This is a genomic window from Mycobacterium sp. E136 (assembly GCF_001666865.1).
Taxonomy (GTDB): domain Bacteria; phylum Actinomycetota; class Actinomycetes; order Mycobacteriales; family Mycobacteriaceae; genus Mycobacterium.
Map to the genome: position 1 here is coordinate 16,351 of NZ_LZJE01000048.1, position 11,466 is coordinate 27,816.

Below are 11,466 nucleotides of genomic sequence, written 5' to 3' on the forward strand. Positions count from 1 at the left end.
GTCATGCTCCCTTTCCTGCGGCGACCGATATCGACTTCGTGTCGGTGTAACCGTCGATTCCCTCGCGGCCGAGTTCGCGTCCGTATCCGCTGGCCTTGACGCCGCCGAACGGTGCGAACGGATCCATCGTGTAACCCTGGTTGACGCCGAAGGTGCCGGTGCGGATGCGTTCGGCGACGGCGAGTCCGCGCTCGGTGTCGCCGGTCCACACCGAACCGGCCAGCCCGTAGTCGGAGTCGTTGGCGACCTCCACCGCCTCGTCTTCGTCGGCGTAGCCGATCACGGTCAGGACGGGTCCGAAGATCTCCTCGCGCGCGATCGTCATGTCGTTGGCGGCGTCGGCGAACAACGTCGGCTTCACATACCAGCCCCGCTCGAGCCCGTCCGGCATGTCGGCGCCCCCGATGACCAGGCGGGCACCTTCGGACTGGCCCTTCTCGATGTAGCCCCGCACGCGGTGCTGCTGGCGCTGGGCGACGAGCGGCCCGACCTGGGTGGCGGGATCCGTCGGATCGCCGACGACCAGCTTCGACATTTCCGCGGCCAGGGCGTCGGTGAAGTCGGCGGCGCGCGCGGCGGGCACCAGAATGCGGGTGAGCGCGTTGCAGATCTGCCCGCTGTTGGACAGGCTCGCCGAGCGCACACCGGCCGCGACGGCCGCGGGATCAGCATCCTCGAGCACGATGGCCGCCGACTTGCCACCGAGTTCGAGGCTGACCCGGCGCAGGTCGACGGCGCACGCGGCGGCCACCGCCTTACCCGCCGCGGTGGACCCGGTGAACGAGACCTTGTCCACTCCATGGTGTTTCACGAGGTATTCGCCCGCGGACCGGTCGCCGGGGAGCACGCTGACGACGCCTTCGGGTAAACCGGCCTCGGCGATCATCTCGGCCAGCAGCAGCGCGTTCAGCGGCGACTCGGGAGCCGGCTTGAGAACGACCGTGCAGCCGGCGAGCAGCGCGGGGATCAGCTTGGTGACGATCAGGAACTGCGGCATGTTCCACGGGACGATGGCGGCGACGACCCCGACGGGCTCCCGGCGGATCCGGATATCGGTCCCGTACATCCCCGGGCGGGATTCGGTCCACGGATACGTCTCGGCCAGATCGCAGAACGCGGACATCATCATCGCGGGCAACCCGACCTGTGCGCGCTGGGCGAAGCTGATCGGCGCCCCGATCTCGGCGGTGATGGTTTCGGCCATCTCGCCGCGACGCTCGCCGTAGCGCTCGGCCAGCTTGCGCACCGCGGCGATCCGCTCGCCCGGGTCGAGGCGCGGCCACGGGCCGTAGTCGAAGGCCGACCGCGCGGCCGCGACGGCCTTGTCGACGTCTGCAGGGACAGCGGCGGCGACGCGCGCGACGGGTTCCTCGGTGTGCGGGGAGACGACCTCGATGCGGTCTGCGGCGCTCGCCTCGGACCATGTACCACCGATGAACAACTCGTCCGATCGCATTTGTGTGCACACCCTTTCGCGCCGCTTGCGCCGTGGCGAGCGGGGGTTACCGTCGTGCAGAAATTCGGTGACGGCGTTCGCCCGCGTCGACCCTGTATCAACTACTTGCGATTGTGACATGGAGCATATACCGTCGGCGCTGCAGCTCCCGGCACGGTCTAGGCCGGGCGGTAGACAGGAGTAGGCAATGGCTCGCTTTCCCAAACCGCCAGAGGGAAGTTGGACGGAGCACTATCCCGAACTGGGTACCGATCCCGTCTCCTACGAGGACTCCATCAGCCCGGAGTTCTATGAGAAGGAACGTCAGGCGATCTTCAAGCGCGCCTGGCTGAATGTCGGTCGCGTTGAACAGGTTCCGCGCAAGGGCAGCTACTTCACCAAAGAGATGAAGGTTGCCAACACCTCCATCATCGTGGTGCGGACCACATCCGGCGAGGTCAAGGCCTACCACAACATCTGCCGACACCGGGGCAACAAGCTGGTGTGGAACGACATGCCGCTGGAGGAGACCAGCGGAGTGTGCCGGCAGTTCACCTGCAAGTACCACGCCTGGCGCTACGACCTCGACGGCAACCTCACCTTCGTGCAACAGGAGGGTGAGTTCTTCAACCTCGACAAGAGCCGCTACGGGCTGGTCCCGGTGCACTCTGAGGTGTGGGAGGGATTCATCTTCGTCAACTTCGCCAAGGAACCCGAGCAGTCGCTGCGGGAGTTCCTCGGACCGATGATCACGGATCTGGAGGGCTACCCCTTCGACAAGATGACGTCGCGGTTCTACTACCGCTCCGAGGTCAAGGCGAACTGGAAGCTCTACATGGACGCGTTCCAGGAGTTCTACCACGCACCGGTGCTGCACGCGAACCAGTCGCCGACCGCGTACTCGAAGGCCGCCGCCGAGGCCGGTTTCGAGGCGCCGCACTACCGGATCGAGGGCCCGCACCGGCTGGTCAGCACATCGGGCGTGCGCGCCTGGGAGATGGCCGACGAGATGCGCAAGCCGATCGAGGACATCTGCCGCAGCGGCCTTTTCGGGCCGTGGGACAAACCGGATCTGGGGGAGATGCCCGTCGGACTGAACCCCGCGAAATGCGATCCGTGGGGCCTCGATTCGTTCCAGCTCTTCCCGAACTTCGTGATCCTGTTCTGGGGCCAGGGTTGGTACCTCACGTATCACTACTGGCCGACGTCGTACAACACGCATGTGTTCGAGGGCACGGTGTACTTCCCGCAGCCGCGCACTCCCCGTGAGCGCGTCGCGCAGGAACTGGCAGCGGTGTCGTTCAAGGAATACGGCCTGCAGGACGCCAATACCTTGGAGGCCACCCAGTCGATGATCGAGTCGCGGGTGCTCGACGACTTCTTGCTCTGCGACCAGGAAGTGCTGATCCGTCACCTGCACAAGGAGACCGCGGCGTGGGTCGAGAACTTCGAGCGCAAGACGGCGGGTGTCTGAGATGACGACGACCGAAACCCACAAGCTGCCACCCGAATTCGCCGACCTCGAACAGTTCTCGAACTGGTGCCTGGGCTCGGAGGCCGAGCGGTACGAGAAGCGGCTCTCGTCGACGATGACCGAGATGCAGGCGTTCTACGACGCGATCACCGCGCGCGCCGAGGAGGCCCTCGCCTACTGCGACAAGTTCTCGCTCGACGACCTGCCCGAGGATGTGCTCAACCTGATGCATCTGCTGTATTCGATGGTGCAGGTGTCCTTCCCTGTCGAGTGCTGGAAGCAGCCCAAGGTTCCCGATTCGGGCGCCACCACGCTCGACTGCGTTTCCGAACCGGTTCCGTGACGACGCGCACCGTCCTGCGCGCCGCGCGCTGGGCAGACGTCGAGACCGGAGAGGTGCGTTCGCCGGCCGTCGTCGTCATCGAGGGCAACCGCATCGCCGCGGTCAATCCCTCAGAGCTGCAGGATGAGTCGGCCATCGAGATCGAGCTCGGCGACGTCACGCTGCTGCCCGGCCTGATGGACATGGAGCTCAACCTGCTCATCGGCGGGCCCGGCGGGCCGGAGGGTCTGCCGAGCCCGATGCACGGTGTACAGGACGACCCCGCCTATCGCACGCTGCGCGGCGCGGTCAACGCCCGCACCACGCTCGAGGCCGGGTTCACCACCGTGCGCAACCTCGGCCTGATGGTGAAGACCGGCGGCTACCTGCTGGACGTGGCGCTGCAGCGCGCCATCGACCAGGGCTGGCACCCCGGGCCGCGGATCTATCCGGCCGGACATGCGGTGACCCCGTACGGCGGCCACCTCGACCCGACGGTGTTCCAACGTCTCGCGCCGGGAATCATGCCGTTGTCGGTGGCCGAGGGCATCGCCAACGGCGTCGACGACGTGCGCGCCTGCGTGCGCTACCAGGTCCGCCACGGCGCCAAGCTGATCAAGGTGTCCGCTTCCGGCGGGGTGATGTCGCACAGCACGGCCCCGGGCGCGCAGCAGTACAGCGACGACGAGTTCGCCGCGATCGCCGACGAGGCCCACCGCGCAGGAGTTCGTGTCGCCGCGCACGCCGTGGGGGACAGCGCGATTCGGGCCTGCATCAAAGCCGGTATCGACTGCATCGAGCACGGCTTCCTCGCAAGCGACGAGACTATCCAGCTGATGGCCGACACCGGCACGTTCCTCGTCTCGACCACCTACCTGACCCAGGCGATGGCGGTCGACCGCATCGCGCCCGAACTGCGCAAGAAGGCCGAGGAGGTGTTCCCCCGCGCACAGGCCATGCTGCCCAAGGCCATTGCGGCGGGCGTGCGCATCGCCTGCGGTACCGACGCGCCGGCGATCCCGCACGGACAGAACGCCAAGGAACTGTGCGCGCTCGTGGAACGGGGGATGACGCCCATGCAGGCGATCCGCGCCGCGACCGTCACCAGTGCCGAGCTGATCGAGGCCGACGACGAACTGGGTCGCCTGGCACCCGGGTACCTCGCCGACATCGTCGCGGTGCCCGGCGACCCGTCCCGCGACATCGCCGCCACCCTCGACGTGTGCTTCGTGATGAAGGACGGTCAGGTCTACAAGCACGAAGGGAACTTGGACGGTGGCTAGGCAGACAAACCCAGATCTGGGCATGGAACTCGGCGACAACATCCTGTGGCATCTCAAGCAGGCCTGGTATTTCGCCCTCACCGCCATCAACGACGCGGTGAGCCAGCACGGCGTCAGCACCGCCCAGATCGGTGTGCTGCGTCAACTCGCCAACGAGCCCGGGCTCTCCGGCGCCGAACTCGCGCGCCGCCTGTTGATCACCCCGCAGGGTGTGCAGCTCGCGGTCAAGGCTCTCGAGCAGCGTGGGCTGGTCGAACGCAAACCCGACCCCCAGCATGCGCGAATTCTGAAGGCCTATCTGACATCTGAAGGCCGCAAGGTCGCCGGCGCCGTCGTCAGCGACGCGATCGCCGCGCACGAGGCGGTGTTCGGCGTCCTCACGGCAGAAGAGCAGCAGACACTGCGCGACCTGCTGGCCCGCGTGGTCGTCAAGGGCACCGGACACGCGATGGCCGACGACCACATCGGGGAGTGAACGCAGTCAGGCGTTGCCGAAACCGATGTGGCTGCGGATCAGCGGCAGATCGGCCATCGTCGCGAACCCGGCGGGTGCGGCGATGATCGCGGGGACGGCGTTGAGCACCTGCATCGCCGTCGCCACGTTCGCCGAACGCACGTGCTCTGCCATGCTCGCGTCGCGGCTGAAGCTGGCCAACGAGAAGAAGTGGGTGCGCATCGACGGATCGCCCTCGATCGTCAACGTCCAACCGTGCTGCGGCTTGGGCCAATGAGTCGGGTACTCGTTGCCGACAGTCCACAGCGTCTCGATCTCGACCAAGGTCTCGCCGTTGCGCCGTCCCGACCAGGTCCACCGCTGGCCCGCGGTCGTCCCCGCATGCAGGACGCGGTCGAAGATCTGATGATCGTGCTGAGCAGGAACGGCTTCGACCGCCGCGGCCACCTCGTCGATGCCGGCATTGAGGGCGTCGGCGACGAGCCAGACCTGTTCGCTGAAGATCGCACTGTTGAACGCGAGGAACTCGGTGCCCGTGGGGCTGATGGTCTCGACGGGCTCCCCGAACGCCATGTTGTCGAACGTGATCGCCGTGCTGTCGTAGACGGACCAGTCGGCGCGCTCCTGCACGGTGATCTTGTCGATGGTGCGACTCATGCCGGACAGCGCCAACGGCAGGACGCCGGAGAGGTTGCCGGGATTCAGTCCGCTGCCGTGCACGGTGCTGTTGCCTGTCCGGCACGCGTCGAGCAAACGCTCGCGGTCGTCGGGCCGGGTGCGGTGCGGGTGAAACAGAAACGCCGTCGTGGCAACGTTTTTCCCGCTGGCGAGGATCGCGCAGACCTCGTCGATGTCGGTGTTGCGTGGCGTATAGAGGACGCAATCGGCGTCGAGGGCCAGGATCCGGCCCACGTCGGTGGTGGCGCTGACGCCGACCGGGTCGCGACCGATCAGCTCCCCGACGTCGACGCCGTCCTTGTCCGCCGAATAGACGCGCGCGCCGACGAGATCGAACGCCGACCGGTCGTCGAGTACCGCGGCGATCATCTCGACGCCGACGGCGCCGGTGCCCCACGCGATCACGCGATGCCGTTGCATTCGGTCACGCTACGACACCGCGGGGCGCAGGCACAGCATCGACCGCTTGAGATCTATCGCAAGTACTTGATACTGTGATGTCGATGTCCGCCGAAGAGTTCGCCCCACTGCGCATCAAACGGGTGGTGCGCGAGACGAGCGACGCCGTGTCGTTGGTCCTCGATGTGCCGGCGGACTGTTCACACCGCTTCCGCTACAAGCCCGGTCAGTTCCTGACGCTGCAGGTGAACCTCGACGGCGACGCCCATCGGCGGTGCTACTCGATGTCGTCGTTCCCGCACAACGGCAACGACCTGCAGATCACCGTCAAGCGCGATCCGGGCGGCCTGATCTCCAACTGGCTGAACGACACCGCGGAAGTCGGCGCGGAGATCCACGCCGCGCCGCCCGGCGGCCGGTTCCTGCTCAGTGATTCCGAGCGCGACATCGTCGCATTCGCCGGCGGCAGCGGTATCACCCCGATCTTCTCGCTGATCGGTTCGGCGTTGGTGAGCACACGCCGGCGGATCAGCCTCTTCTACGCCAACCGCAGCCGCGACTCGGTGATCTTCGGCGAGGCGCTGACGACGCTTGCCGCCGCCCACCCCGAACGCCTGTCGGTCACCGGTCACTTCGACGAGGAGACCGGCGTCGTCCAACCCGCCGCGGTCGAGGCATTCGCATCGTCGTGCGGTGACGTCGACTACTACATCTGCGGCCCCGGGCCGTTCATGGACACGGTGGAGAGCGCCCTGTTGCGCACGGGCGTGCCCCGCGAACGCCTGCACCTCGAGCGGTTTTCGGTGGACCCGGTGTCCAGTGAGGTCGCTGCCGCCACAAAGCAGACCGAAGAGGTGGTCATCGAACTCGATCGGGCAACCACCACCGCTGCCTACCGCGCAGGCAACACGCTGTTGCAGACGGCGCGGATGGCGGGTCTGCGTGCGCCGTCGTCGTGCGAGACGGGCTCGTGCGGAACGTGTATGGCGCGCGTCGTGTCCGGAAGCGCCCGGATGCTGAACAACGACGCTCTGGATGACGACGAAGTGGCCGAAGGCTGGGTGCTGACGTGCCAATCCCTGCCGACGAGCCGGACGGTCCACGTGGTCTATGAGTAGAGGCGAGGTCGAGTGATGGGACGGATGCGATGAGCCGCGTCGCGGTGGTGACCGGCGGTGCGTCGGGCATGGGGGAGGCGACGTGCCGCGAACTCGGTCGTCGCGGCCACAAGGTGGCCGTGCTCGACGTCAACGGCGAAGCGGCGCAACGGGTCGCCGAGGAGATGCGGGCCGACGGCGTCACGGCGCTGGGAATCGCTGCCGACGTCAGCGACCGCACGGCCGTCGAGGAGGCGTTCGCGAAGGTGCGCAGCGAGTTGGGGCCGGTGCACATCCTGGTCACCAGCGCTGGGGCGGTGGACTGGGCGGCCTTCACCGACATCACACCGCAGGCATGGCAGCGGTTGATCGACGTCAACCTCACCGGGACATTCCACTGCTGTCAGGTGGCGGTGACCGACATGCTCGAAGCGGGCTGGGGCCGCATCGTGATGATTTCGTCGTCCAGTGCACAGCGGGGTTCGCCGAGGATGGCCCACTACGCCGCGTCCAAGGGGGCGCTGCTCTCGCTGACCAAATCACTTGCACGCGAGTACGGCCCGGCCGGCATCACGGTGAACAACATCCCGCCGTCGGCCATCGAGACCCCGATGCAGCATGCCGGTCAGAAGGCCGGACACCTCCCGCCGAACGAGCAGATGGCCGCGACCGTTCCGCTCGGCCATCTCGGCACCGGTGACGACATCGCCGCGGCCGTCGGCTTCCTGTGCTCTGAGGAGGCCGGATTCATCACCGGCCAGATTCTCGGCGTCAACGGCGGATCGGTGCTGTGATGACCGGCCCGCTTCCCGCACACCAACGACACGGAGGTTCTCATGGCTACTAAGTGGCCCAAGCCGGCCGAGGGCAGCTGGACGGAGCACTATCCCGAGCTGGGCACCGGACCCGTCTCGTTCCGCGACTCGATCTCACCGGAGTTCTACGGCCTCGAATGTGAAGCGGTCTTCAAACGCGCCTGGCTGAACGTCGCGCGTGTGGAGGAGCTGCCTCGGGTCGGGAGCTACCTGACCAAGGAGATCGACGCGGCCAAGACGTCGGTGATCGTGGTGCGGGGTAAGGATCAGCAGATCCGCGCGTTCTACAACATCTGCCGTCACCGCGGAAACAAATTGGTGTGGAACGACTTTCCCAACGAAGAGGTGAAGGGCACGTGCCGGCAGTTCACCTGCAAGTACCACGGGTGGCGCTACGACCTCAAGGGTGACCTGACGTTCGTTCAGCAGGAGGGCGAGTTCTTCGGCCTCGACCACGAACGGCACGGGTTGAAGCCCGTGCAGTGCGACGTGTGGAACGGGTTCATCTTCATCAACTTCGACCCCGAACCGCGGTGGACGCTGCGCGAATTCCTCGGCCCGATGATCACCGCGCTCGACGACTATCCGTTCGAATTGATGACCGAGCGCTACGAATTCGAGGCGCAGAACAACAGCAATTGGAAGATCTTCGCCGACGCGTTCCAGGAGTACTACCACGTTCCGTCGCTGCACTCTCAGCAGGTCCCCAGCGCGGTGCGCCAGCCGAACGCCACCTTCGAGTGCGGGCACTTCCAGATCGACGGACCCCACCGGCTGGTGTCGACGGCGGGCACCCGTCGGTGGCTGCTCGCACCGGAGTACATGTATCCGGTCGAGCGGATCACGCGCAGCGGACTCGTCGGCCCGTGGCGGACTCCGGAGACGCATCAGTCGGCCGGACTGAACCCGGGCAACATCGAGCCGTGGGGCATCACCAACTTCCAGATCTTCCCGAACCTGGAGATCCTCATCTACCACGGTTGGTATCTGCTGTACCGGTACTGGCCGACGTCGCACAACACCCATAAGTTCGAGGCCTACAACGCATTTCACCCCGCCCGCAGCGTGCGTGAGCGCATCGAGCATGAGGTCGCTTCCGTGGTGCTCAAGGAGTTCGCCTTGCAGGACGCCGGAATGCTCGGTGGCACCCAGGCGGCGCTGGAATACGGCCTGGGTGAACCGATAGTCGACGACTACCCGCTCAGCGACCAGGAAATCCTGGTGCGCCATCTGCACCACGAGGCCGTCAAGTGGGTCGAGGAATACAAAGCCGACCGCAGTCCGGTGAGGGTCTGAGCATGACCCGTCTGCCCAGTGCGTTCGCAGAATTCGAACCGTTCGCCGAGAAGTGGTGCCTGCCAACCGAAGCCGAGCGGTGGGCGACCCGGCTGGCCACGCCCATGCCGGAGATCCGCGAGTTCTACGACGCTTTCACGCCGCGCTTCGAGGAAGCGATCGACTACTGCGACAAGTTCCCCCTCGACGATCTGCCCGAGGATGCGCTGAACCTGCTGCACCTCATCTACTCGATGATCATGGTGTCGATGGCCGTCGAGGTCTTCGGTACGCAGAAGCCCGCCGACTCGGCCGACGCCGAAATGCACCGCGTCAGCTCGCCGGTGCCGTGACGACAAGGACAGGACGAGCATGACAGTGCTGACGATCGACAAGCTCACCGCATCGGTCGGCGCGGAGGTGACCGGCCTCGACTCCGATGCGCTGGCCAATGACGACGCGCTGGGCGCCGCGATCCTCGATGCGTTGGAGGACAACGGCGTTCTGGTGTTTCCCGGTCTCGGCCTGACCCCGGAGGCGCAGGTCGCGTTCTGCCAACGGCTCGGCGAGATCGACCATTCGTCGGACGGCCACCATCCGGTCGCCGGGATCTATCCGGTGACGCTCGACAAGTCGAAGAACGCCTCGGCGGACTATCTGCGGGCCACGTTCGACTGGCACATCGACGGATGCACACCCACCAACGACGAGTGCCCGCAGAAGGCGACGGTGCTCTCGGCCAAGCAGGTGGCCGAGACGGGCGGGGAGACGGAGTTCGCGAACTCATACGCGGCCTACGAGGCCTTCACCGACGAGGAGAAGCAGCGCTTCGGATCGCTGCGGGTGGTGCACTCGCTCGAGGCGTCGCAGCGCCGGGTGACCCCCGATCCATCGCCGGAACTGGTGGCCAAGTGGCGGTCGCGGCCCACCCACGAACACCCCCTGGTGTGGACGCACCGCAGCGGCCGCAAGTCGCTGGTGCTGGGGGCGTCGGCGGATCACGTCGTCGGCATGGACGTCGACGAGGGCCGTGCGCTTCTGGCCGAGCTGCTCGACCGTGCGACGCAGCCTCACTTGGTCTACAGCCACCGGTGGTCCGTCGGTGACACCGTGATCTGGGACAACAACGGGGTGCTGCACCGCGCCGCACCGTACGACCCGGACTCGCCGCGCGAGATGCTGCGCACGACGGTGCTGGGGGACGAGCCCATTCAGTGAGCGATTTCGGTGCTCTACCGATCGCTGCTCGACCGCTAGAGCACCGAGTCGCCCCGGGGGTCTCGTTGACGGCGCCGTGCCACTATGGAAATCTGATACCCAGATATGAGAATCACGTTCTCGTTGCTTGAGATCGTCGAAACGGAGGGCGCATGACCGAGGACCTCACCGAGGACATGACCAGGGTCGACTTCTTCCGGGACGGGCGCCTGACCGCCGACCCGTACCCGTTCTACGAGGCGCTGCGCAACAAGTGCCCGGTGACCCGCGAGGACCACTACGGCGTCACGATGGTGACCGGTTGGCAGGAGGCCGTCGACGTCTACAACGACGCCGAGACGTTCTCCTCGTGCATCTCGGTGACCGGCCCGTTCCCGGGCTTCCCCGTGCCGCTGGAAGGCGACGACGTCACCGAGATCATCAAGGAGCATCGCGACGAGATCCCGTTCAGCGATCAGCTGCCGACGCTCGACCCGCCGACGCACACCAACCACCGGGCCCTGCTGATGCGGCTGATCACGCCGAAGCGCCTCAAGGAGAACGAGGACGCGATGTGGCAGCTCGCCGACGACATCCTCGACGACTTCCTCGCGCCGGGACAGGGCGAGTTCATCACCGGCTTCGCCGCGCCGTTCACCTTGCGGGTGATCGCCGACCTGCTCGGCGTCCCCGAGGAGGACCGCCCGGAGCTGCTCGAGCGGCTCGCCCGCGGCACGCACGGCAGCGGTTTGGGCAATGCCGACAAGACGTTGGCCAAGACGCCGCTGGAGTACCTCTACGACGTGTTCGCCGAGTACGTCGAGGACCGCAGGCGTGAGCCGCGTGACGATGTGTTGACCGGGCTGGCCACCGCGTCGTTCCCGGACGGCACGACACCCGAGGTGGGTGACGTCGTGCGAGTGGCCACCAATGTCTTCTCGGCCGGTCAGGAGACCACGGTGCGCCTGCTGTCGACCGCGCTGAAGGTGCTCGGCGACCGACCGGACATTCAGCGCCAGCTGCGCGACGACCGCAGC

General features: G+C 66.5%; 12 protein-coding genes. 10 read left to right on the forward strand and 2 right to left on the reverse strand.

Translation table 11 applies throughout. The annotated features are described in order from the left end of the window. Position 1: 1 nt before the first annotated feature. Complete coding sequence (locus tag A5698_RS03670) at positions 2-1,456, reverse strand: aldehyde dehydrogenase (RefSeq protein WP_068293448.1); 1,455 nt, start codon at positions 1,454-1,456, stop codon at positions 2-4. Between the two features lie 187 nt (positions 1,457-1,643). Here A5698_RS03670 and A5698_RS03675 point away from each other — a divergent pair, with 187 nt between their 5' ends. Genes A5698_RS03675 through A5698_RS03690 form a run of 4 tightly spaced genes read left to right on the forward strand, consistent with a single transcriptional unit; the run spans position 1,644 to position 4,989 of the window. Continuing rightward, positions 1,644-2,909 (forward strand): aromatic ring-hydroxylating oxygenase subunit alpha, encoded by a 1,266-nt coding sequence (locus A5698_RS03675; RefSeq protein ID WP_068293450.1) that lies wholly within the window; start codon positions 1,644-1,646, stop codon positions 2,907-2,909. Position 2,910: 1 nt separating this feature from the next. Next, a complete protein-coding gene (locus tag A5698_RS03680; protein ID WP_068293452.1) occupies positions 2,911-3,252 on the forward strand; it encodes a hypothetical protein in 342 nt (113 codons plus the stop codon). Beyond that, a complete protein-coding gene (locus A5698_RS03685; RefSeq protein WP_068293453.1) occupies positions 3,249-4,514 on the forward strand; it encodes a metal-dependent hydrolase family protein in 1,266 nt (421 codons plus the stop codon). Before A5698_RS03680 ends, A5698_RS03685 begins: the two co-directional genes overlap by 4 nt. Before the next feature lie 22 nt (positions 4,515-4,536). Continuing rightward, positions 4,537-4,989, forward strand: a complete 453-nt coding sequence (locus A5698_RS03690; RefSeq protein ID WP_068293455.1) for a MarR family winged helix-turn-helix transcriptional regulator — start codon at positions 4,537-4,539, stop codon at positions 4,987-4,989. 6 nt (positions 4,990-4,995) lie between these two features. Here A5698_RS03690 and A5698_RS03695 read toward each other — a convergent pair whose 3' ends face one another. After that, a complete protein-coding gene (locus A5698_RS03695) occupies positions 4,996-6,015 on the reverse strand; it encodes a dihydrodipicolinate reductase (protein WP_197506638.1) in 1,020 nt (339 codons plus the stop codon). A gap of 128 nt (positions 6,016-6,143) precedes the next feature. Between A5698_RS03695 and A5698_RS03700 the strand changes: the two genes are divergently transcribed. The 6 genes from A5698_RS03700 to A5698_RS03725 all read left to right on the forward strand — a co-directional run. After that, a complete protein-coding gene (locus A5698_RS03700) occupies positions 6,144-7,163 on the forward strand; it encodes a ferredoxin--NADP reductase (RefSeq protein ID WP_068293458.1) in 1,020 nt (339 codons plus the stop codon). A gap of 29 nt (positions 7,164-7,192) precedes the next feature. After that, positions 7,193-7,936 (forward strand): SDR family NAD(P)-dependent oxidoreductase, encoded by a 744-nt coding sequence (locus A5698_RS03705; protein ID WP_068293463.1) that lies wholly within the window; start codon positions 7,193-7,195, stop codon positions 7,934-7,936. Between the two features lie 42 nt (positions 7,937-7,978). After that, positions 7,979-9,253, forward strand: coding sequence for an aromatic ring-hydroxylating oxygenase subunit alpha (locus A5698_RS03710; protein WP_068293466.1), 1,275 nt, complete (start codon positions 7,979-7,981; stop codon positions 9,251-9,253). Positions 9,254-9,255: 2 nt separating this feature from the next. Next, a complete protein-coding gene (locus A5698_RS03715; protein ID WP_068293467.1) occupies positions 9,256-9,585 on the forward strand; it encodes a hypothetical protein in 330 nt (109 codons plus the stop codon). A gap of 19 nt (positions 9,586-9,604) precedes the next feature. Beyond that, entirely contained in the window at positions 9,605-10,450 is an 846-nt protein-coding gene (locus A5698_RS03720) for a TauD/TfdA dioxygenase family protein (protein WP_068293469.1), read from the forward strand. Between the two features lie 152 nt (positions 10,451-10,602). Beyond that, positions 10,603-11,466: cytochrome P450 (locus A5698_RS03725; RefSeq protein WP_068293473.1), on the forward strand; the 864-nt coding region annotated here is incomplete at its 3' end.